Source organism: Actinomadura sp. DC4, from assembly GCF_030406325.1.
In the GTDB taxonomy this organism is placed as follows: Bacteria; Actinomycetota; Actinomycetes; order Streptosporangiales; family Streptosporangiaceae; genus Actinoallomurus.
Genome location: NZ_JAUEQY010000003.1, coordinates 345,732 through 367,541 on the forward strand (window position 1 = coordinate 345,732; position 21,810 = coordinate 367,541).

General features: G+C 69.8%; 20 protein-coding genes. 4 read left to right on the forward strand and 16 right to left on the reverse strand.

What is annotated here, in order from left to right; genetic code table 11:
- The first annotated feature begins 70 nt into the window (after nucleotides 1-70).
- The gene (locus QWU11_RS06605; protein ID WP_290104135.1) at nucleotides 71-421 is read left to right on the forward strand and encodes a Rieske (2Fe-2S) protein; all 351 of its coding nucleotides are present in this window, start codon (nucleotides 71-73) and stop codon (nucleotides 419-421) included.
- A 27-nt stretch (nucleotides 422-448) separates the two neighbouring features.
- Here QWU11_RS06605 and QWU11_RS06610 read toward each other — a convergent pair whose 3' ends face one another.
- The 7 genes from QWU11_RS06610 to QWU11_RS06640 form a co-directional block, all read right to left on the reverse strand.
- Nucleotides 449-1,477 carry a Gfo/Idh/MocA family oxidoreductase gene (locus QWU11_RS06610; RefSeq protein ID WP_290104136.1) on the reverse strand — a complete coding sequence of 343 codons (1,029 nt, stop codon included), beginning with the start codon at nucleotides 1,475-1,477 and terminating at the stop codon, nucleotides 449-451.
- On the reverse strand, nucleotides 1,478-2,476 hold the full coding sequence (locus QWU11_RS06615) for a Gfo/Idh/MocA family oxidoreductase (protein ID WP_290104137.1): 999 nt from the start codon (nucleotides 2,474-2,476) through the stop codon (nucleotides 1,478-1,480). It abuts the gene before it with no gap.
- Nucleotides 2,473-3,684, reverse strand: a complete 1,212-nt coding sequence (locus QWU11_RS06620) for a hypothetical protein (RefSeq protein ID WP_290104138.1) — start codon at nucleotides 3,682-3,684, stop codon at nucleotides 2,473-2,475. The genes QWU11_RS06615 and QWU11_RS06620 overlap by 4 nt, the downstream gene beginning before the upstream one ends.
- A 2-nt stretch (nucleotides 3,685-3,686) precedes the next feature.
- The gene (locus QWU11_RS06625; RefSeq protein ID WP_290104139.1) at nucleotides 3,687-4,679 is read right to left on the reverse strand and encodes a carbohydrate ABC transporter permease; all 993 of its coding nucleotides are present in this window, start codon (nucleotides 4,677-4,679) and stop codon (nucleotides 3,687-3,689) included.
- A complete protein-coding gene (locus QWU11_RS06630) occupies nucleotides 4,676-5,674 on the reverse strand; it encodes a sugar ABC transporter permease (protein WP_290104140.1) in 999 nt (332 codons plus the stop codon). Before QWU11_RS06630 ends, QWU11_RS06625 begins: the two co-directional genes overlap by 4 nt.
- A 77-nt stretch (nucleotides 5,675-5,751) precedes the next feature.
- A complete protein-coding gene (locus QWU11_RS06635) occupies nucleotides 5,752-7,068 on the reverse strand; it encodes a sugar ABC transporter substrate-binding protein (RefSeq protein ID WP_290104141.1) in 1,317 nt (438 codons plus the stop codon).
- Nucleotides 7,069-7,135: 67 nt separating this feature from the next.
- Nucleotides 7,136-8,059, reverse strand: coding sequence for an AraC family transcriptional regulator (locus QWU11_RS06640; RefSeq protein WP_290104142.1), 924 nt, complete (start codon nucleotides 8,057-8,059; stop codon nucleotides 7,136-7,138).
- Between the two features lie 95 nt (nucleotides 8,060-8,154).
- On the opposite strand from QWU11_RS06640, the gene QWU11_RS06645 reads away from it, so the two are divergent.
- Complete coding sequence (locus QWU11_RS06645; protein WP_290104143.1) at nucleotides 8,155-9,138, forward strand: LacI family DNA-binding transcriptional regulator; 984 nt, start codon at nucleotides 8,155-8,157, stop codon at nucleotides 9,136-9,138.
- A gap of 16 nt (nucleotides 9,139-9,154) precedes the next feature.
- Here QWU11_RS06645 and QWU11_RS06650 read toward each other — a convergent pair whose 3' ends face one another.
- From QWU11_RS06650 to QWU11_RS06685, 8 genes are all read right to left on the reverse strand, one after another.
- A complete protein-coding gene (locus QWU11_RS06650) occupies nucleotides 9,155-10,108 on the reverse strand; it encodes a zinc-binding dehydrogenase (protein WP_290104144.1) in 954 nt (317 codons plus the stop codon).
- Entirely contained in the window at nucleotides 10,105-12,180 is a 2,076-nt protein-coding gene (locus tag QWU11_RS06655; protein ID WP_290104145.1) for a hypothetical protein, read from the reverse strand. Before QWU11_RS06655 ends, QWU11_RS06650 begins: the two co-directional genes overlap by 4 nt.
- A 25-nt stretch (nucleotides 12,181-12,205) precedes the next feature.
- Nucleotides 12,206-13,123 carry a sugar phosphate isomerase/epimerase gene (locus QWU11_RS06660; protein WP_290104146.1) on the reverse strand — a complete coding sequence of 306 codons (918 nt, stop codon included), beginning with the start codon at nucleotides 13,121-13,123 and terminating at the stop codon, nucleotides 12,206-12,208.
- Complete coding sequence (locus QWU11_RS06665; RefSeq protein WP_290104147.1) at nucleotides 13,120-13,878, reverse strand: phytanoyl-CoA dioxygenase family protein; 759 nt, start codon at nucleotides 13,876-13,878, stop codon at nucleotides 13,120-13,122. Before QWU11_RS06665 ends, QWU11_RS06660 begins: the two co-directional genes overlap by 4 nt.
- 148 nt (nucleotides 13,879-14,026) lie before the next feature.
- Nucleotides 14,027-15,100 carry a Gfo/Idh/MocA family oxidoreductase gene (locus QWU11_RS06670; RefSeq protein WP_290104148.1) on the reverse strand — a complete coding sequence of 358 codons (1,074 nt, stop codon included), beginning with the start codon at nucleotides 15,098-15,100 and terminating at the stop codon, nucleotides 14,027-14,029.
- Between the two features lie 56 nt (nucleotides 15,101-15,156).
- Nucleotides 15,157-16,344, reverse strand: coding sequence for a Gfo/Idh/MocA family oxidoreductase (locus tag QWU11_RS06675; protein WP_290104149.1), 1,188 nt, complete (start codon nucleotides 16,342-16,344; stop codon nucleotides 15,157-15,159).
- Nucleotides 16,345-16,384: 40 nt separating this feature from the next.
- Nucleotides 16,385-17,287, reverse strand: a complete 903-nt coding sequence (locus QWU11_RS06680) for a nucleoside hydrolase (protein WP_290104150.1) — start codon at nucleotides 17,285-17,287, stop codon at nucleotides 16,385-16,387.
- Nucleotides 17,272-17,940 (reverse strand): ThuA domain-containing protein, encoded by a 669-nt coding sequence (locus QWU11_RS06685; RefSeq protein WP_290104151.1) that lies wholly within the window; start codon nucleotides 17,938-17,940, stop codon nucleotides 17,272-17,274. The genes QWU11_RS06680 and QWU11_RS06685 overlap by 16 nt, the downstream gene beginning before the upstream one ends.
- A gap of 313 nt (nucleotides 17,941-18,253) precedes the next feature.
- On the opposite strand from QWU11_RS06685, the gene QWU11_RS06690 reads away from it, so the two are divergent.
- Entirely contained in the window at nucleotides 18,254-19,507 is a 1,254-nt protein-coding gene (locus tag QWU11_RS06690) for a serine hydrolase domain-containing protein (RefSeq protein WP_290104152.1), read from the forward strand.
- An 80-nt stretch (nucleotides 19,508-19,587) separates the two neighbouring features.
- On the forward strand, nucleotides 19,588-21,003 hold the full coding sequence (locus QWU11_RS06695; protein ID WP_290104153.1) for a hypothetical protein: 1,416 nt from the start codon (nucleotides 19,588-19,590) through the stop codon (nucleotides 21,001-21,003).
- A gap of 49 nt (nucleotides 21,004-21,052) precedes the next feature.
- Here the strand turns inward: QWU11_RS06695 and QWU11_RS06700 are convergent, their stop codons facing one another.
- A complete protein-coding gene (locus QWU11_RS06700) occupies nucleotides 21,053-21,787 on the reverse strand; it encodes a GAF and ANTAR domain-containing protein (RefSeq protein WP_290104154.1) in 735 nt (244 codons plus the stop codon).
- Nucleotides 21,788-21,810 lie beyond the last annotated feature (23 nt).

A 21,810-nucleotide genomic window follows, 5' to 3' on the forward strand; every position in this document is an offset into this window, starting at 1 on the left:
CACGAAGCCGTCAGAGTCATACATAGCAAATCGATTGGCATGGCGATAGCTCGATCAGTGAGTGGGTCTCATGGAGATTCGGGTCGGCAGTGTCGAGGACGTGCGCCGGGACGGGTGCCGGACCGTCGAGGTGAACGGGCGGCCGGTCGGCGTCATCAGCGTCGGCGAGGAGTTCTTCGCGGTGAGCGACAGGTGCCCGCACATGGGTGCGTCGATGTGCACGGGCTCCCTCGGCGGCACCTTCGTCGCCGCCGGCCCGCAGGAGTACGTCTACGGCAAGGCCGGCCGGGTGATCCGCTGCCCCTGGCACGGCTGGGAGTTCGACCTCGAGAGCGGCCGGTCGCTCCTGGAGCCGAAGCGCTTCGGGCTCAGGACCTACCGGGTCACCCAGCAGGACGGCGAGGTCGTGCTGCACGCGTGAACACCACGGGACGGCGCCGGCCCCGGGCTATCGGAGCGCGACGACCTGCCCCAGGTCCGAGGAACGGTAGCCCGCCAGCGCGACCTCCAGGGCGCGCGCGCCGTCCCGCCCCGTCGCGCACGGGTCCTCGATCACGCCCGCGCGCACCGACGCGAGGAACGCCTCGATCATCGCCCGATCGGCGTCCTCGGCGAACGACGCCCGGCGCAGGCCCCGCGGACCGCCCTCGCGCGTGCTCACGACGTTCAGCGCCTCGGCCCCGTCGGTGATGTCCAGCGAGCCCTCGGTGCCGACCAGGCGGAGGGAGAAGTCGTAGTCCTGCGGGTGGTCCGCCGGCACCGACCAGCTCGGGTCGATGCTGCCCACCGCGCCGTTCTCGAAGCGCAGCGAGACCACCGCGACGTCGTCGACGCCGAGGTTCCAGAGCAGCGAACCGGCCTCGGCCGACACCTCTGCCACCTCGAGCCCGCCGACGTGACGCATCACGTCGACGACGTGGACGGCGTGGTCGATGAGCGCACCTCCGCCGGCGGCCGCCGGATCGGTGATCCAGCCGGGGTACGCCGGGGGCAGTGGCGGGCGGCCGCGGTTGGCGCCCACCAGGCCGATCAGATCGCCCAGCCGGCCGCCGCGGACCGCCGTGCGGGCCCGCTCGACCAGGGGCAGGAACCGGGACACGAACGCCAGGTGCAGCTGCACGCCCGCGGCAGCGCAGGCGGCGACCATCGCCTCGGCGTCCTCGACCGTCGTGGCGATCGGTTTCTCGCACAGGACGTGCTTGCCGTGGGCGGCGGCGAGCGAGACCTGGACGCGGTGCTCGTCGTTGGCGCCGCACACCAGCACGGCGTCCACCGACGCCGAGGCCAGCAGCGACTCGGCGTCATCCGCGAGCGGTACGCCGAAGTCCTGGTGGATCCACCGGGTGTGCTCGGGCTCGGGGTCGTACAGGCCGACGACGTGGGCGTTCGGCGACTCGGTGAGCGCGCGCGAGTAGGCCCACGCGTGGCCCATGTGCGCCGCCCCCAGGATCGCCACCCCGACCGGCTTCCGGCTCATCTACGGCTCCCACGTGGTCAGGTCGATCGTCCGGCCGGTACGGGCCGATTCGAGGGCGGCGAGTGCCGTGCGCAGCGACTCGGCCGCCTCGGCGGCGGGCACCGGCGGGGGCCCGCCGGTACGGCAGGCGTCGAAGAACGCGCTCAGCTCGTGGGTGAACTCGCGGTCGCCGAGCACGTCCCACCACTCCGCGTCGCCCTCGCGGGCGTGCAGTACGCCACCCATCATCTGGTCGTAGTCCCACGACAGCCGGCCCTCGGTGCCGACGATCTCCGCCCGGAGCTTGAAGCCGCGTGCGGCCGGGTGGGCCCAGCCGCACTCGATGTGGGCGATGGCGCCGTTCTCGTGGCGGACCGTCGTCAGCGTGTAGGTCAGCGGGCCCGCGCCGCCGCCGGCCGCCATGCAGTGCACGCGTACGGCGGGACTGCCGATCACCCACCGGGCGTAGTCGAAACCGTGCACACCCTGGTCGAGCAGCGGCCCACCGGACGTCGCGGGATCGGCGAGCCACCCTGTCTCGCTCCACCCCGGTGGCGAGCTCGTCGTCGAGTGAGTGAGCATGCGCACGAGCCCGACCTCTCCCGACGCCGCCAGGTCGCGTGCGAGCCGGTGGTCCGGGCCGTACCGGGCCACCTGCCCGATCGAGAGCAGTCCGGGGGCGGCCTCGGCGGCCGCGAGGACGCGGCGCGCCTCGTCCATGGTGCGCGTGATCGGCTTCTCGCACAGCACGTGCCTGCCCGCCTGAAGTGCGGCGATCGTGGCGTCGGCATGGGCGGTCGGCGGCGTGCAGATGTCGACGACGTCGACGTCGAGTTCGAGCAGCGCGCCGAGGTCCGGGAGGACTTTCGCGCCGTACCGGCGAGCGATCCGCTCGGCCTTGCCCGGCACCGGGTCGGCGACCGCGACCAGCCGGACGCCCGGGGAGTCGCGGTAGGCGTGCGCGTGGACGCCGGCGATCATGCCGGCCCCGAGCAGGCCGACCGTCAGCTCTGCGGTCACCGCGTACGGCCCGCGATGGACGGCGCCTCCGTGTGGAGGTCGGGCCCGAAGAACAGGAACACCACGAGGTCCTCGCCTCCGGTGTTGGCGACCTCGTGCTCGCGGATCGCCGCGTCCCGGGTGACCACCAGCTCGTCCCGGCCGGGCTCGCCGCCGCGTACCTCCTGCCCGGCGAACCGGCCCTCCCCGGTCCAGGCGAAGGCGCTGTAGACGCCGGGCTCGCGCAGCCGGTGGACGCCGCCCGGCGGGACGACGAGACGCTTCCCGGCGTACTTGACGGTGTTGTAGAAGATCCAGGTCTCCGCGCCGTCGCCGTCCGCGCCGGCGACGGGCTGCGGGCTCAGGTGGCGGTTCTCGTAGAACCAGGGGTCGCCGTTGAGCTCCCAGTCCACGAAGCCGAGCGGGAACCGCTCGCCGTGCTGCTCGCGGTCCTGCGGGCGGACGTCCTTGAACAGCAGATCCTTGGAGATGATCCGGCCGGCGTTCAGCGCCTGGAACATCGACAGGACGTCGGAGTCCTCCTGCAGCTCCAGGGTGAGGGCCGTGCCGGGGGCGTGCAGCACGCCGGACGGCACGTGGAACCCCTCGCCGGCGACCTGAAGCTCCGCGCGGGCATGCCGGAGGATCAGGTCGCTGTTCCAGCCGACGAGGTAGGGCAGCAGCACTTCGTGCGCGGCTTCCTCCGCGATCCACGGGTGCACGCCGAAGAACGTCTCCGGGTGCGCGCCCAGGTCGGCGCCCGGCAGGAAGTGGTAGGACTCGTCCTTCGCGTTGCGGCCGACCAGCGACGCGAACGCCTGGGGCGGATGGATGTGGTACGGCAGCCGGTGCGCGTAGTCGAAGATCTTCGCCAGCCGGCCGAGCCCCGCGGGGTGCGCGGCGGCGTACGCCGCGCCGAGGATCGCCGCCGGATCGGCGGCCACGGCGTCGCGCAGCAGGAGCCGCTCGCCGTGCTCCCCCACGACGTGGCTGAGCCCCTCGTCCGGAGGACCGACGCGGTTGTCCGCCTTCGTCGTCGAGGCGAGCCACCGCTCGCAGATCGCGCCGCGTTCCCCGGCGTCGTAGGCGTTCTCCGGAAGGCCCAGCCGCCGGCCCGGCGGCAGGAAGTCGCGCGCGACCCAGGCCGGCTCGCACCTCAGCACGCCGTTTCCGGCTTCGAGCAGACGCGTGAGCACGTCCCGGGCCCCGCCCGTGTTCGCCACCGCCACGATCAGCCCTTCACACCGGTGAGCGCGATGCCCTGCACGAACTTCCGCTGGAAGATGATGAACACCACGATCATCGGCAGGGCCGCGATCACCGACCCGGCGAACAACAACGTCCAGGACGTACGGTTCTGCACCACGAACAGGGCGAGGCCGACGGGTGCGGTGATCTTGTCGGGGCTGGACAAGATGATCAAGGGCCAGAAGAAGTCCTCCCACGCCCCCTGGAAGGTGAAGATCGCGGTCGCCGCGAGCGCCGGCGCGCACAGCGGCAGCACGACCCTCAAGAAGATCCGGAACTCGCCCGCGCCGTCGATGCGGGCGGCCTCCAGCAGTGAGTCGGGGATCGAGAGCATGTACTGGCGCAGAAGGAAGATGCCGAACGCCGACACGGTCCCCGGCATGATCAGACCCCAGTAGGAGTCGAGCCAGCCGTGCCCGCCGCCCCCCATCCAGTCGTTGCCGCCGAAGAACGGGATGTGCTTGATGATCAGGTAGTTCGGGATGAGCGTGACCTGCCCGGGGACCATCATGGTCGCCAGGAAGAACACGAAGATCACGTTGCGTCCGGGGAACCGGCGCTTGGCGAAGCAGTAGGCGCAGAGGGCGTTGAAGAACGTCTGCAGCACGGTGATCGCGAGCGCGACGAAGGCGCTGTTGGCGAACCACCGCCAGTCACCGTGTCCCTGGCCCTTCTGGGCGTTGGTGAGGTGACCGACGTTCAGGAAGCCCTTGTAGCCGTCCAGGGTCGGGTTCTTCGGGATCCAGTGCGGCGTCGAGGAGAAGATCTCCCCCATCGGCTGGAACGACGCGCTGATCAGCCAGGCGAACGGGGCCACGAACAGGATCGCGAGCGGGGCGAGCACCAGATAGGTGAACGCCTTCTGCCGCCACCTGAACTGGTTGCTCCCGGACTGCGGCTTCCGTGGCCGCCGGGCGGGCTTCCGCACCGCGGGCGCCGCCTCACGCAGGTCGACTCCGTCGACGACGCCGCTCATGCCTCGAACCCCTGCCGGGCGAAGCGCAGCTGGAACGCCGTGAACACGAGCAGCATGAAGAAGAGCGCGAACGCCAGGGTGCTGGCATAGCCCATGTCGAAGTACTTGAACGCCCAGAGATACATGTAATAGACCATCGTCGTCGTCCTGTTGACCGGGCCGCCGCTGGTCATCACGAAGATCTGGGTGAAGACCTGCAGCGAGCTGATGACCCCCATGACGACCAGGAACAGGGTGGTCGGCCGGAGCATGGGGATCGTGATGTACCGCAGGCGCTGCAACGCGCCGGCGCCGTCGAGGCGGGCCGACTCGTACAGTTCCTCGGGGATCGCCTGGAGGCCGGCGAGGTAGACCACCATCGAGAAGCCGGTGCCCGCCCACACGCTCATCAAGATGACCGCCGGCATCGCGAGGTTCTTGTCCGACAGCCACAGCAGGGGGCCGTCGATGATGTGCGCCTTCAGCAGGTAGTAGTTGAACAATCCGTAGTCACCGTTGTAGAGCCACTTCCAGAGGATGGCCGAGACCACGAACGGGGTGACGACCGGAAGGTAGAACGCGGTCCGGAACACCCCGCGGAAACGCAGCGGCAGGTTGACCAGAAGTGCCAGCAGCAGCCCGATCGCCATCGAGATCGGGACCGAGGCGCCGCTGAAGTAGATGGTGTTCAGCACCGACCCGGTGAACTGCTTGTCGTGCATCATGTCGCGGTAGTTCTGCAGGCCGACGAACGGCTTGTCCGGCTCGATGATGCTCCACCGGTGGAAGGTCAGGTAGACGGCGAAGATCAGCGCGGCCAGCGTGAAGACCGAGAAGATCAGCACGCCGGGCAGCAGGAAGACGTACGCCGACCGTTCCTTCCATACCCGGGCCGGCAGGCTGCGCCGGTTCGTGCGCGGGCCCTCGGACCGGAGGCGTGGCCGGGACCATCGCCGCCTGCCTCTGCCGGGCGCCACGTCCGTCTCGGTCCGCGCCAGCGGCTCTGCTGTCGCCATCACCATCTCCCCCTCCTCAGTGCGCCGCCGGGCCGGGCCGGCCCGGCGACGCATCATCCGGTGCTGTGCACGCTCGGTCAGTGGGCGAGGATCGCCCGGCCCTGCTGGGCGGCGTTGTCCAGCGCCTGCCCGGCGCTCTGGTCGCCGTAGATCGCCTTGCTGAGCTGGTCGTTGAGGATGGTCTCGACCCGCGGGTACTTCGGATTGGCGACCGTGCTCGCGACGCCGCACGACATCAGGTCGGCGAAGGGCTTCAGGACCGGCTTGGCCTTGGCGAGGTCGGCGCCGCCGATCAGCGACTTCGTCGGGGGCAGCAGCGTGCCGTCGGTCTTGTACGTCCAGTTGGCCAGGTTGTCGGGCTGTGAGAGGAACTCGATCCACAGCCACGCGGCGTCGGAGACCTTCGTGTGGTTGAACATCACCAGCGAGTCTCCGGCGAGGGTGGTCTTGCACCCGGCGACCCCGTTGGGGAGCGGCGCCGCCGCCCACTTGCCCTTGATCTTGGGGTACTCATCCGCGAGGGTGCCGGCGAACCAGGCGCCCGCCATGTACATCGCCACGTCGCCCTTCGCGAACGCGACCCGGCCGTCGTAGGAGTTGGAGTTGAGGTAGTCCTTCGGGGAGTACTTGGCGAGGCTCACGTAGAAGTCGGCCGCCGTCTTGGCCTGCTGGCTGTCGAAGGCGATGTCCTTGCCGTCCTTGGTCAGCGCGTCGCCACCGGCCTGGTAGAGCCAGGGGTACCAGTAGTACGCCGACTCCGAGGCGAACATCTCGTAGCCGTACTTGTCGTTCGCCGTGTCGGTGAGCTTCTCGGCGTCGGCCTTGAACTCGTCCCAGGTCTTCGGCGGGGCGGTGATCCCGGCCTCCTGGAAGCGGTCGGTCCGGTAGAACAGGCCGGTCGTCTCGCCGTCGAACGGCAGCCCCCACATCTTGTGGTTCCAGGTGACGAACGTCCTGAAGCCGTCGACGTAGTTGTCGGCCTTCACGACCTTGCTGCGGCCCATGTAGTCGTCGAGGTCGACGAGCGCCCCTCTGGCGGCGTAGTCGCTGGTGTCGCTGGCGTTGATGTAGGCGACGTCAGGGGGGTTGTTGCCGGCGATGCGGGTGGTGAGCACCTGCTGCGCCTGCTCCGACGGGGCGTTCTCGAATTTGATCGTGATGTTCGGGTGCTGCTTGTGGAACGCGGCGGCCAGCTTCTTCATCTGCGGTTCGTTGCCGACCCAGGAGAAGAACGTCACGGTCTGCGGCGAGGTCGGGTCCTTCACCGGACCTGCGCCCGTGCCGACGGTGGCGCCCGGCTTCTTTCCATCGCTTCCGCACGACGCGAGGCTCAGAAACGTCGCGAGCGCCAACGTGACGATCGCCGGAGCCTTCCAGGACCTATGGACTCTCACCAGACCTGCTCCCTACTACTCGCTCAGTGGAGGACACGGAGCCGTGAACACGATGCAAATCGATTGGCTAACTGGCGGGCAGTTTTGTCAAGCGCCGAGCGTTTGTCAATGGATTCGGGTGGCGAACGTCACCTTGTGACGGCCCCGAGACCCCCGGGACGGCGGCCGCGAGCCCGCCCGAGCGGTCCGACGGGGCGGTGCCGTACCGGCGCCGGTAGGCACGCCCGAAGTGCGAGAGGCTGTTGAAACCGGCGGCGTGACACACCTCGGTCACCGACGACGAGGTCGACGCCAGCAGGGAACGGGCGAACCTAAGACGGCGTTCCTGCAGGTAGAGCTGGAAGGACGAGCCGGTGTAGTCCCGGAACCGCTCGCTGAAGTAGTTCGGCGACAGATGCGCCCGCCGGGCGGCGTCGGCGAGCGATATCGGCTCTCGGAAGTGCCGGTCGACGTAGCGGACCGCGGCCCGCAGCTCGTCGGCCACGCCCGGACGGTCGTCGGCGACCGCCGCCCCGCGCGGCTGGTGGCGCGCCAGCGCGACCACCAGGCACCCCACCAGCGCCTCGACCAACCGCGCGCTGCCCAGCCGTGGCTCCTCCAACTCGGCCTGGAGCCGGCGCAGGTCCGGTTCCGCGCCGAGGAAGTCGTCGGTCTGCCATGGGAAGTCACCGACCGAGGGCGGCCCCAGGTCGGCGAGCTGCCGCTCGATGAGTCCGGGGTCGATGACCGTGTTGTAGCAGCCCAGGGGCTCGCGACCGGCCGGCCGGATGGCGTGGAAGTCCGCCGGCGACAGCAGGAAGGCACTCCCCCTGCCGATCGGCCGCACGACGCCGTTCACCACGTGCTCGGCCGCACCCGAGACCACCAGGCACAGCTCGTAGTAGTCATGCCAGTGCACGTCGACGGTGCGCAGCCGCGGGCGCATCACCCGTGCGCCGCTGTCGGGAAGGAGGAGCGACTCGGTGCTGAACCGCTCGACCGGGTCGGTCATGGGCCGCCCATCCTGTCAAATCGTTTTGCGGCCGGATTTCCCAGTAGGATACGGCCATGTCGAGGAGCGAGCCAGCGTCCGACCAACCCTCGCGCGTGACGATCGCGCAGGTCGCCAGCCGCGCCGGGGTGAGCCCCACCACCGTCTCCCACGTGATGTCCGGCAAGCGCGCGGTCGGGGCCGCCACCCGGGGCACCGTGATGGAGGCGATCCGCGAGCTCGGCTACCGGCCGAACATCGTGGCCCGCAACCTGCGGACCCGGAAGTCGCACATGATCGCGGTCGTCGTCCCGGACATCACCAACCCGTTCTACGCCGTGCTCACCCGGGGCCTGGCGGACGCCGTCGACGCCGCCGGGCACGGGACGTACGTCTGCAACACCGACGGCCAGCACGACCGGGAGCGCAAGTTCTTCCAGGACGCCATGGACCGGGGAGTGGACGGCATCGTCTTCGCGTCCGGCGAGACCGCGTCGCAGGTGACGTTCGGGGAAGCCGACCAGCAGACCCCCATCGTCTGCATCGGTGACCAGCTCGACCACCCCCTCTGCGACGCGGTCGTCCCGGACGACGAGACCGGCTCTCGCGCGGCCGGCTCCTTCCTGGCCTCGCGCGGCTACCAGCGGATCGCGATGATCCAGGGCCCGTCTCATTACGGCGTGGCGCGCGCCGCGGGCTTCCGCGCGGCCATGCAGGCCGCGAAGCGCAAGCTCCCGGCCGAACGCATGGTGCGCGGCGACTGGACCCGTAAGGGGGGCTATGAGGCCATGAAGACGCTCATGGCGCTCAAGGCCCGGCCCGACGCCGTCTTCTGCGCGAACGACCTGATGGCGATCGGAGCGCTCGACGTGGCCCACGAACGGGGACTCTCCGTCCCGAAGGACGTCGCCATCGTGGGCTTCGACGACGTCGACGCCGCCACCATCGTCACACCGCTTCTGACCACGATCCGCAACCCGGCGTACGAGGCCGGCGGCACGGCCGGCGACCTGCTGATGAGCCGGATGTCGGGCCGCTACACCGGTGCCGGGCGGACCGTCGTACTCCCCTGCCCGCTGATCGAGCGCGGCACCGCCTGAACGGCGGCCGGCCACCTCACGCCTCCGGAAACGTCACGACTGCCTTCACGAACCCCTCCGGCTTCTCCCGCAGGGTGGTGAAGGCGGCGTTGATCTCCTCGAGCGGGAAGCGGTGGCTGATGAGGCCGTCCATCGACAGCACCCCGCCGGCGAGGAGACGCATGCCGACCGACATGCCGCGCATGATCACCGCGAGGTCGCGGAAGTGGGCGTTGACGAGCGTGAACGCCATCCAGTTCCAGTAGGCCAGCGGAATGGTGCGGTCGGCGCCCTGGTGGAAGCCGACGATCGCGATCGTGCCGCTCATCCGGGTGGTGTCACCGCACACCGTGAGGGCGCGCTGGGTGCCGGTGCACTCGAAGGTGATGTCGGCGCCGGTCCCGCCGGTGAGGGACCGTACGACGTCGGGCAGCGACTCCTTCGTCACGTCGACGGTCCGCGTGGCGCCGAGCCGGGCGGCGCGCCGCAGGGCGTCGGCGCGCGCGTCGGCCACGATCAGCTGCCGCGGGCCGCGCAGGGCGGCGAGCCTCTGCACCAGGTTCCCCATGAACCCGGCCCCGATGACGACCACGTCGTCGCCCAGGCGGACGCCGGCGGCCTCGACGGCGTTGGCGGAGCAGGCGATCGGCTCCGCGAGCGCCTCGTCGAGCGGGCCGTCGCCCGCCGGGAAGCAGTACGCCGCGCGCACCGCGACGTACTCGGCGAAACCGCGCTCGGTGACCCAGACGCCGACCCGGTCCCCGACCGCCGGCGCGGTCACCTCGGCGCCGATCTCGACGACCACGCCACTGACCTCGTGGCCCAGGTAGCGGACCTCACCCGCCGGCGGGCCGGTCTGCCACTGCTCGAGCTCGGACGCGCACACGCCCGAGACCACGACGCGGACCAGCACCTCGTCCGGCTCGATCGACGGGACCGGGGCCTCCTCGACCTCCCAGGTCTCGGGCCCGCGCAGCGCCGCGATCCTCACGGCAGCTCCCCGTCGTGGAAGACCACGATCGCGTAGACGCCCAGCGAGCCGAGGCGTAGGACGTGCGCGCTCTCCTCGCGGACCACCTCCAGCGGCGTTCGCGTCCCGTCGCTCGCCACCGCGGTCGCGTGCTCCCGGTCTTCGGGCAATCGCACGCGGAGCGGGACGTCGGTGAGCGTGCGCACCGCGTCGGTGTCGTGGTCGTAGTCGTAGTTGACCAGGTGCAGCGCGTACGAGCCGTCGGCCAGGTGCTGGAGGTTCGCGGCGACCGACACCGTGGTCTCGACCTGCCGCCCGTGCGGGAGCAGCTCGCCGAGCACGGCATGGCCCGCGGTCCGGACGTTCGCGTGCCGCGGGAGGGAGCCCGCCGCCCGGTCGGTGACGACGACCGTCCCGCCCGCCGCGAGGTACCCCTCGATGGCGGCGGCCTGGCCCTCGGTCAGCGCGAAGACGTCCGGGAGGATCACGGTCGAGTACCGCAGCAGCGCCTCGGCGCTCGCGCCGTCCGGCGCGGTGACGCCGTCCGGCCAGATCACCACGTCGTACGGCACGGCTGCGTCCGACAGCGTCTTCGTCACGACGCGGTAGGGCACCACCACCGACTCGTCGCGCGCGTTGCTGGTGTTGTCGCTGGCGTCCGCCTTGCCGATCAGCTCGCGGGTGCTCTCGACGCCGAAGACGACCGCGACCTCGTTGACGGTCCGGCGCGCGAACAGCCGCTCGTTGTCGGCCAGGAACGCCTGGATCCCGCTCGCCAGCCCGTGGGGCGCGTAGAAGGAGTCCTCGATGACGCTGCCCATCCACGAGCCGTAGGGCACCGACATGTTCGCGCCCAGCGCCGCCGCCTCGAACAGCGAGAGCCGGAACAGGTCATACCCCTTGCCCTTCCCGAGCAGGTCGATCAGCTCCGGAACCACGCCGCCGTACGGGTTCTCGACCACGACGACGTCCTTGTCACCGGCGAACGCCGCGACGTAGCGGTACCAATCCGGCTGGCGGTACGTCGTGTTCCGCATCTCGGTGATGACCAGGTCGACGTCGTCGGCCAGGGCGAGGTACATCGGCTCGAGGTTGAAGAAGTTGCCGGAGACGATGATCTCCCGGCCCGACGACCGGGCGTACTCGCGGGCGTAGTCGGCGAGCTCGGCGAAGTATTTCTTGATCGAGAGGCACTGGAAGGCGTAGTAGTCGCCGAACAACGGCGTCGACTCGCGGTCCGACATGAAGTCGTGGCCCTGCGCGAGCAGCCAGTCGCCGTAGTGGAAGGTCTCGAGATCGACCCCGTCGAGCGCGACGTCCACCTTCGAGGGCTTCAGCCCCTGGAGGTAGGCGCGGAACCCCTTCATGCAGTCCTTGCAGAAGCAGGCGCCGTACTGGAACGCGCCCATCGGCAGCTCGGCCTCGTCGAGCTGGATCCCGTCGACACCGGCGTCGACCTGGATCCTGATCACCGCCTTGAGGTACTCCCGCCAGACCGGGTTGTTGCGGTCCATGTAGAAGCACTGGTGCTCGCGATCCGGGCACTCCACCCAGTGCGCGTGGCAGGGCCGGCCGTGGATGTCGCGGACCACGCACTCCTCGATCAGGTCGGTGACCGGCTCGCCGTCGGAGTTCACCAGCCCGCCGGGGAAGTAGTGCTCGACCGGCTTCCAGAGCTTCGGGTACCGGTTGGAGGAGAACTCACGCAACCCCAGCCAGCCGCGCTTTCCCACGCCGCGCAGCTCGTTGAGGGCGAGGACGGCATCTTCGGCCTCGGTCAGCTCGACCGGGAACTCCCAGCCCTGGGCCTCGAAGACGATGCCCAGCACCTTGATGCCCCGCTCGTGGCAGGCGGCGATGAACTCGCTGTCGTTGACGAAGCCGTAGAAGCGCGAGCGGGCGTCGACCGGGCCGTACGCCTCCTGCTCGAGGTACGGCAGGGCCAGCGAGCCACCGCCCATGGACGACCACACCAGCACCGTGGCGCGGTAGTCGACGAGATCGTCGACCATGCGCAGGCGCCGGGGCGGGAGACTCGGGTGGTAGCAGTGCTGGCGGGGGAACCAGGCATCGAAGTAGACACCGCGGTGCATGGGCGGGCCCTCCTGGGGCGGTGGATCAGACGTGGACGTGGGGGGCGAGGGTGCGGTGCGCGATGGTCAGGCCCTGGCGGACCCGGCCGGGGTCACCGCTCCAGACCGGGTCCTCGTGCTCGACGGAGACGACGCCGTCGTACCCGTGCTGGTGGAGCGCGTCGATCAGGCGCCGCCAGTCGACCTCGCCGAGGCCGGGGATGCGGTAGCGCCACCACCCGCTCACCCAGGGCTGTTTGCCGAGCACCTGCCCGAACACCCCGTAGCGATCGCGGGCGGCGGCGTGCACCTCGATGTCCTTGGCCTGAACGTGCAGGATCCGGTCGGCGTGCGCCTCGAGCGCGGCCAGCGGGTCGATGCCGAGCCAGACCAGGTGCGAGGGGTCGTAGTTGAGCCACAGCCCGAGGTCGGCCAGCCAGCCCCAGAGCTCGGGTGAGTACGCGAGGTTGGCCGGGTAGCCGTCGGGATGCCAGCCTTCCATCGGGCAGTTCTCGATCACGAGGCGTACGCCGCGGGCCGCGGCGTACTCGACCAGCGGTGGCAGCACCGTCTCGGCCAGCCGGAGGTTCTCGGCCATCGTGAGCGTCACGTCGCGGCCGACGAAGGTGCCGACCAGGCCCACGCCGAGCAGCTGGGCGGCGTCGACGCACCGGCGCAGGTGCGCGTGCGTCGCCTCGCGGACCTCGCGGTTCTCGTGCAGGTTGTTCTCGTAGTAGGCGACCGCCGACAGGGTCAGGCCGTGCCGGTCGAGGATCGACCGAACCCGGCCGGCGTCGGCCGGTCCGAACGTCTCGACGTCCAGGTGGCCGGCCTCCCAGTCGCGGCCGGGCCGGTCCGGCCAGGCGGCGACCTCGAGAGCGGCGTACCCGTGGTCGCCGGCCCACCGGGCGATGTCCTCGAGCGACTCGCCCGGCAGGCAGGCGGTCAGAAGTCCTAGTCTCACGCGCGGGCGGGTGCGTTCGCGTAGTCGTTGCCGGCGAGGTCGGCCCCCCGGGCCAGCCAGATCCTCCAGCCCTCGTTCTGCGGGACGTCCTGCATCTTCACCGAGCTCGGGAAGTAGCGCATGGTGTAGCCGGTGCGACGCGTGGCGCTGGTGTTGGCCCGGGCGCCGTGGACGATCCGGCCGTCGTGCATCGAGAACTCGCCGCGCCCCAGCTCGAAGTAGACGGCCTTCGCCTCGTCCACACCGGCGAGCTCGGCGTGGAAGGTCTGCTCGGTCATGTCGGTCGGCCGGTAGTCGTCGGAGAACCCGCCGTTCAGGTGGGAGCCCGGAATGACGCGCATGCAGCCGTTCTCCTGGAACGAGCCGTCCTCCAGGGCGAGCCAGATCGTCACGATGTGGTCGTAGCTGTCGAAGCGGCCCTTCCAGAACGCGCTGTCCTCGTGCCAGGGCGTGGCCCGGCCGGTGAAGGGGTCCTTGGAGATGAAGTGGCTCGACCAGAGGGCGATGTCCGGGCCGACGAGCGGCTCGATCCAGTCGAGGACCTCGTCGGAGAGCAGGTGGTCCAGCAGCCGCTCGTCGCGGTAGTGCGGCGTGTCGAGCTCGTCGGAGAGCTTGTCGCCCTTGTCGTCGAGGTGCTCGTTGAAGATCAGCTCGAGCTGCGAGAGGCGATCTTCCGAAAACAACCGGCGGCCGGGCAGCAGATAGCCGTTCTCACGGAAGAACGCCACGTCGGCGTCGGTCAGGGTCTCGGTCATGGCGGTGACGCCTTTCCAGGTACGAGGTGATCCGGGGAGTGGGCGAGGACGACGCTACGGTCACGCGGCCGGGGGTCACGACGCCTATCTTCGGCTGGGCTCGACTTATCTTCCGAAGGCGCGTCGCCGGACGTCGTCCCGGGCGCGATCAGCCCTTGTCCAGAGCTCGGATGATGTCGACGAAGAGCTCCATGTCCTGCAGGTAGTCCTCCGGGGTCGTCTTGGGCGTCGCCCCCGTGGTGACCACCTCGTGGAAGTACTCGAGCTCGTAGGTGTAGGGGTCCTTGAGGTGCGGGCGCCGCACGGAACGCTCGTAGGAGTCACCGTCGGTGAGCTCCAGATGCAGCGTCGTCGGGAAGTGCCGGACATAGGGCGTGTCGTACTCCACCTTCATCGTGCCGCTCGCGCCGTAAACCTCGATATACGTATCGTAACGCAGCTGTTCGTCCACCCCTGTCTCGTAGGTGACGACGAAGTCATCGTAATCGAGGAGAGCGACAACGTATCCGCCACTGCGCCACATCTTCGCCGCCGAGACCTCCTTCGGGCGGCCGAGCAGCTCCCTCATGGCCGAGAGGTCGTGACTGCCGAGGCCGCAGAGCAACCCGTAGGTCCACTCCAGCTCCTGCGGAACCTCGCCCAGCGCCTCCTTCACCAGCGCCGACCGGCGCGCCCACTTCTCGTCGACCGCCTCCTGGGGGACGTCGGCCGGCCGGTCGACGTATGACGTCTGGTCGACGATCAGCCGGTTCTCGCCGATCACGTCGTGGACGCGCGCGTAGCGGATCGGGCCGAGTTCGGGCAGCTTCTGGACCGCCTCGGTGAACGCCGGCGCGAAGCGCCGCATGTAGGCGACCATCACGGTCTTCCCCGACCGGTCGCGCGCCGCGATGATCTCCTGGGCCTCGCGGGGGCTGAGGCACATCGGCTTCTCGACGAGCACGTCGAGGCCCGCGTCGAGCGCCGCGATCGTGCAGTCCGCGTGGTACTCGTCGCTGTTGAGCACGATCACGCAGTCCAGGCCGCCGGCGGCGAGCATCTCGCGAAAGTCGGTGTAGCGGTGCTCGACCTGGTGGCGACCGCCCAGGCGCTCCACCAGACTCGGCGAGATGTCGCAGATCGCCGCGAGCTCGTAGCGATCGGGCAGTGACTCGATGACGGGCAGGTGGATGACCTGGGCGACCTCGCCCAGTCCGATGACGCCGACGCGCAGCTTGCTCACTGTTGTACCTCTCGGTAAGGGTGGTCCGGCAGGGCGGCCGGTGGAGAACGCGAGGGTCAGACCGCCGTCCAGCCGGCGCCCGCGGCCGAGGATCGCTCGACGGCGTCCAGCACCCGCTGGACCTGGAGGCCGTCGGCGAACGACGGCGTCGGCGGCGTGCCCGCCGCGACGTCGCGTACGAAGTCGGCGATCTCGTGCACGAACGTGTGCTCATAGCCCAGTCCGTGGCCCGGAGGCCACCAGGCGCCGGTGTAGGGATGGTCGGGCTCGGTGACCAGGATCCGGCGGAACCCGGCGTCGCGGGGGTGCGCGGTGCCGTCGTACACGTGCAGTTCGTTCATCGACTCGAAGTCGAAGGCGATGCCGCCGGCCGAGCCGTTGAGCTCGATCCGCATGGCGTTCTTGCGCCCGGTGGCGAACCGGGTCGCCTCGTAGGTCGCGAGCGCGCCACCGTCGGTGCGCCCGAAGAACACCGCGGCGTCGTCGACGGTGACCTCGCCGGTCTCGGCGCCGCCGCTCGCGCTCAGGCCGGACGTCTCCTGCGCGAGGGGACGGCGCTCGACGAAGCGGGTGAGGTGGCCCGAGACCTCGGTCAGGCGCTGGCCGGTGAGGAACTGGGAGAGATCGACGACATGGGCGCCGATGTCGCCGAGCGCGCCGGACCCGGCCTTGTCCTTTTGCAGCCGCCAGACCAGCGGGAACTCCGGGTCCACGATCCAGTCCTGCAGGTAGTGGGCACGTATGTGGCGCACCGTGCCCACGGCGCCTTCCTCGACGAGCCGCCTCGCGTAGGCGAGCGCCGGCGTACGCCGGTAGTTGAACCCGACGGAGGACAGGACGCCTCGCCCTTGTGCCGCCTCGGCCGCGGCGGTCATCTCCTCGGCCTCGGCGACGGTGTTCGCCAGCGGCTTCTCACACAGAACGTGCTTCCCGGCCTCCAGGGCCGCGAGGGCGATCTCGGCGTGGGTGTCACCCGGCGTGCAGATGTCGACGACCTGGACGTCGTCCCGGTCGAGTACCCGCCGCCAGTCCGTGGTCCAGTCCGCCCACCCCAGCTTGTCGGCGGCCGCCCTGGTGGCGGACTCCGTACGGCCGCAGATCACGTTCATCTCCGGACGGACCGGCAGGTCGAAGAACCGGTGGGCGTTGCGCCACCCCTGGGAGTGAGCGGCGCCCATGAACGCGTAGCCGATCATCGCCACTCCGAGTCCGGGCCGCGGGCCGCCGGGCTTGTGCGCACTCATGCTTGCTCCTTGATGCAAATCGATTTGTTCCTCGGCCGGCTCATGGCAGGGCGCCCATCCGTTCGAGGAACAGCTTCCGGAAGGCCGGCGCGTCCACCGCCGTCGCGATCCGGCAGTTGGACTCGGGCGGGTCCTCCCACATCAGGAGGTCGGCCACCGCCACCCCGCGCGTGACCCGGCCGGCCGTCTCGACGGCGACGTGCGCCTCGTTCCAGGTCACCAGGTCCGGACGGGTGACCACCGCGACGGCGAGGGGGTCGTGCAGCGCGCAGCTGCCCTGCTCGATCGCCTCGCGCGGCTTGACCCGCTCCTGGAAGTCGATCCAGGCCTCGGTGTGGCGTGCGGCGATCCGGCCGAACTCTCCTCCGGACGCCAGGGCCCGCGCGTCCTCGCGGCTCAGCCGTACCCGGCGGGTCACGTCGAGTCCGACGAACCGCAGGCGCGCGCCGCTCTCACAGACCGCCTGGGCCGCCTCCGGGTCGCACCAGAAGTTGTACTCCCCCGGCATCGCCGCGACGTTGGTCTGCTCCAGGAACACCCCGCCCATGACGACGACCTCGCGGACCGCGCCGGCGACCCCCGGCGCGACCGCGAGCGCGCGTGCGACGTTGGTCAGCGGCCCGATCGCGACGATGGTCAACAGCCCCGGCTCGGCGAGCACCCGGCGCGCGATCTCCTCGGCCGCGACGCCATCGGCCGGGGCACCCTGCACCACGGGCACGTCGCCGCGGCCGAGCACCTGGAGCAGCTCGCGGGTCAGCCTTGTCGAGGTCACGACGTCACTGTTGCCGCCGACCGTCGTGACCAGCTCGACGCGGAGGCCGGGGTCGGCGAGGGCCAAGGCGAGCGCGAAGCCGTCGTCGATGTCCGACCCCGGTGCCCCCATGGCCAGGTCCGTGTCGAGGATGATCCGGGTCGGCTCCGAGGTCAGCGGCTCGCCCACAGCAGACCTCGCTCGGTCAGCGTCCGTACATCGGGGTGGTCGAGGTCCTCCAGCTTGTGGCCGATCGTCGAGACGAAGACCTTGCCCTTCCCCCACTGGCGGGTCCAGACCGCGGGGCAGGTCAGCTCATCACGCCACGGCGTCTCGTCACCCACGCCGAACGTGGTCGTGGCGAGCACGTCGTTCAGCTCGTCGGTGAGTACCCAGTACTGCTCGGTGTTCAGCTCCCAGCGGTCCAGGCCCTCGACGATCCGATGCCCGCGCCTCTCCGGTACGACGGCCACCTCGTGCGTGACGAAGCCGCCCGGGTGCGCGGCCCACTGCCCGCCCGTGAGGTGGAGGTAGTCGGGTGAGCCGCGGAAGGAGTCGCAGACGCCGCCGTGCCAGCCGGCGAGACCGGTGCCGGCCGCGACCGCGGCGGACAGCCCGAGCACCTGCTCGTCGGTGGCGACGCCCTGGGTGTAGCACTGCACGACGAGGTCGGTCGCGGCCAGCTTCTCGCCGTCGGCGTACACCTCGGGGCCTTCGTGCACCTCGACGGCGTAGCCGTGCTCCTCGAGGAACGGGATGAACCTCTCGGTCGCCTCGATCGGGCTGTGCCCCTCCCAGCCGCCCCGGACGACCAGAGCCTGACGGGTGCGCCCACTGTCCATGCTTCTCCTAGGTGAGAGGTCTGGATCGGCACACTAGCCAATCGATTTGCGAAAGGCCAGGGATCCGCCGGCGCGACCCGCGCTGCGGGGTGGCCGAGAAGGTCTGCGGCGTACGGGCCAGGTCGGCGACGGTGTCGTCGCTCTCTCGCGTCCAGGGCGAGACGCGTGCCGCACCCCGCACCGCCGCCGGTATCGCGGGCGTATCGGAAAGCGCATACGCCAACGCAACGGCCCTCTGTCTTCAGTAGAGGGATGGAACGCATGGGTGATCGGCCGTCCGCGGCCCGGTTCGCCCCAGGAGAGGATCGTGATCATGGACTCGGAATCCGTACGCGGCGTCGACCGGCGACGGCTGCTCGGGTGGAGCGGATTGGCGGCCGTCGGCGTGATGGCGGCCGGCGCGCCGCTGGCCGGTGTCCGCCCCGGCTACGCCGATCCGGCCTCGACCGGCGACGGCGTCCCGCCGGCCACCCGGCCCGGCGGGGCCTATGACCGGTACGTGGCGAAGCTGGCCGCCGAGGGGAAATTCTCCGGCGTGGTGCTGTTGTCCCACCGTGGCCGGACGGTGCTGTCCCGCAGCTACGGCATGGCCGACGAGGAGAAGGGGATCCGCAACCACGAGGGCACCGCGTTCAGCCTCAGCTCGGCGGGCAAGCCGTTCGGCGCGGTGGCCATCCTGCAACTGGCACAGCGGGGCGAACTGCGCTTGTGGGACACGGTGGGCACGTACCTGACGGGCTTCGCCAAGGACATCGCCGAGCAGGTGACCATCCACCACATGCTTTCTGGCACCTCCGGGATGGACAGCCCGGACGAGGACGTGCAACGCGTCTTCCAGAGCCGGGATGAGGTGCAGGCGTACTACGAGCAGTGGGCCAGGAAGTCGAAGCTGGTCGCCGCCCCCGGCACTCCCACCGACCACGCCGGCTCCGAGATCGCCATCCCCGCGCTCATCGTGGAGGCCGTGACCGGCAAGACCTACTGGGACTATGTCGAGGAGCATGTCTTCGAGCGCTGCGGCATGACCGGCACGGCGTTCTCCACGAGGCCGCAGTGGCTCACCGACGAGCACCTCGCACACCCGTACATGACGCTGGCCGACGGCAGCCAGGTGGACGCGGTCCGCAATCTCGACAAGGGCAGTCCTTACCCGTACGAGCTGGACAAGAACCCGGGTCGGGGTTTCATCGACGCCCCCGGGGACGGCGGCTTCGCCACCGCCCCGGACCTGGTCCGCTTCGCGCACGCACTGGCCGACGGCACGGTGCTGGACCGGCCCTACGCCGACCTGCTCACCGGGGCCAAGATCCCCCACCCGCCCCAGACCCAGGGCTTCCAGGCGCCGACCACCGCCGACGCGTCGTTCGGGGCGTACCACCTGCCGGTTCACATCGTCGACGGCCAGTGGGTGTACGGACGTGCCGGCGCCAACCCCGGTGTCGGAGCCAGCTGGAACATCTACCCGTACAGCGGCTGGGTCGGCGTCATCCTCGGCAACCGCGACGGCGTGCCGCTGCAGGAGATGGCCGAACATGAGACAAAGGCCGTCACCGGCCAGGATGGATGAGCAGAACCATTCCGATATCGCCACTAAAATAGTCTGCTGGAAAGGTCCGTAATGACTGTTTTAGCAGACACTGTAATGCGGTGACCGCCGCTATCCGGCCGCGCTTACGCCGGCGGCACTCGGTCGTGGCGCTGCTCTGCGTCGTAGTAGTGACGATCGGCGCGATCGCCGTGGTCGTGTGGCGGTCGATGCCGGACTATCGCATCGCGTTCCTGGTCGACACCTCGACGGCCGAGGCCTCGACGGCGGTGGCGGGCGCGGTGGGCGCCGCGGTGCAGAACACCGGTGACGATGACGCGCTGTCCCTGCGCCGATTCGGGGGCCGGTGCGGCGACCCGGACGACACGGCACAGGTCGTGGGGGCAGGTGCCGGGCACGCCGCGCGGATCAGCCGTTCGGTCCGCGGGCTGGCGACCGGGGGTTCGGCCACGCTGGAGGACGGGGTCCTGGCCGCGATCAAGGATTTCTCCGGCCATTACCCGTTCCGCGGCAGGAAGAGCAACCGCATCATCGTGATCACCGGTCGCGGCACCGACGCCTGCACCCGCGACCAAGCGGCGGTGAAGAGGACGCTGCAGGAGAAGGTGAAGGCCGCCGGGCTCGGCCTGGACTTCCGGTTCGTCGGCTACCTGACCCCCATCGGCGAACAGGCGAACCTCACCCAACTCGCCTCCGCCGTCAACGCACAGGCACCCGAATTCGCCAGGACACCTGCCGACCTGACCGCGATACTCAAACACCTCATCATCCCAAAACCCGTCGAAGCCATACCGGTGAAGACACCAGCGCTCTTGGTCGCCGACGTCCGGCAATGCACCACCTCGAACACGGCAGGCGGGGGGCCGGCCGGACCGGTCCCCGCCTCGGTCAAGCTCCCCGCCATCGTCCAGCGGCCACCTGACACCAGCGTCTACGGCACTTCTCTCCCGAGGAGGGAGGGCGATACGCCGTACTACGTCGTAGGGCCACCCGGAGGGCCGTGCAAGGCGACCGTCAGTGGAGACGGCCACGAAACACTGACCGTGGGAAGCAGGGACAACGGAATCGTGTACGACGTGCCCAGTGGTGTCGCCGTGAATTCCATCGTCGAATGCGAGTTCTTCCCAGAAATTGCGCGTTACATCCTTCGTGGCGATCCGACCGATGATCTCTGTGGAAGTGCCCACCCGACCGGTGATCAGCACGTATCCGAGATACCGACCGGCTCCGAGGGGCTCTATGCCTCCTTGGTATCCGACCCGTCCGGCCGATCCATGCGATCGTCCAAGAAAATCGGCGGCCCCTCGGTCGAGCTCGTCGCGGATTACCTCGGGAAAAACGGACCGCAGGGCGCAGAGACCATTTTCTGCACGCTCCCATCCACTCTGGCGGAGACATGCACGGCGGAACTGCAATATTTCCTTGCCCAGTACATAAGTCATCTCGACGTGCACGTCGTCGTGTCATCCAACGTCTATACCGGAATCGCCGCACTCGTGGAGCAAGCGATGCGCTGAGCACGGCCAGAGCGCGTCTGCCGGGAGATCACCAGGTCCGCTGAGTCGGTCAGGAGGGCTGTGGCGGGTGGGCGAGGTCGGCGACGGTCTCGTCGCCCTCGATCAGGGCCAGGGCGACCTCGGTGAGCTTGCGGTTGTGGCTGCGGGCGTAGCCGCGGAGGGCGGTGAACGACTCGTCCATCGACAGGCCCCGGCGTTCGGCGAGGAGGCCCTTGGCCTGTTCGATGATGATGCGGGTGTTCAACGCGCTCTGGAGCTGCTGGGAGAGCACCTGCTGCTCGCGGGTCGAGCGCTCGGCCAGGATGCCGATGGTGGCGACGTCGGCGAAGGCCTGGCACAGGGCCGTGGTGGCCGGGTTCAGCCCGTCGGGCCGCGCGCTGAACAGGTTCAGTGCGCCGATGACGCGTTCCCGCAGCCTCATCGGCAGTGCGTGCACCGCGACGAAACCGGTCTCGGCGGCCGCCGCGGCGAACTCCGGCCACCGTTGCGGCGCCGCGCGCAGGTCGGGGCATGCGACCGGTTCTCCGGTGGTGAAGCAGTCCAGGCACGGGCCCCGTTCGCTCTGCAGCTGGAACAGCTCGAGCTGTTCGACCTGCAGGGTGGACGCGGCGACCAGCTGCAGGTGGTCCCGCTGGTCGGTCAGCAGGATTCCGGCGGCGTCGACCTCCAGCAGCTCCGCGCACCGTTCGGTGAGCGTGTGCAGGAAGTCGATGACGTCGAAGTCGGCCACCAAGGTGTCGGCCAGCTCCACGAACACGCGCGACAATCGCTCTTCGGCTGACATCGTCACTCCTCTTTCCCCTTCGC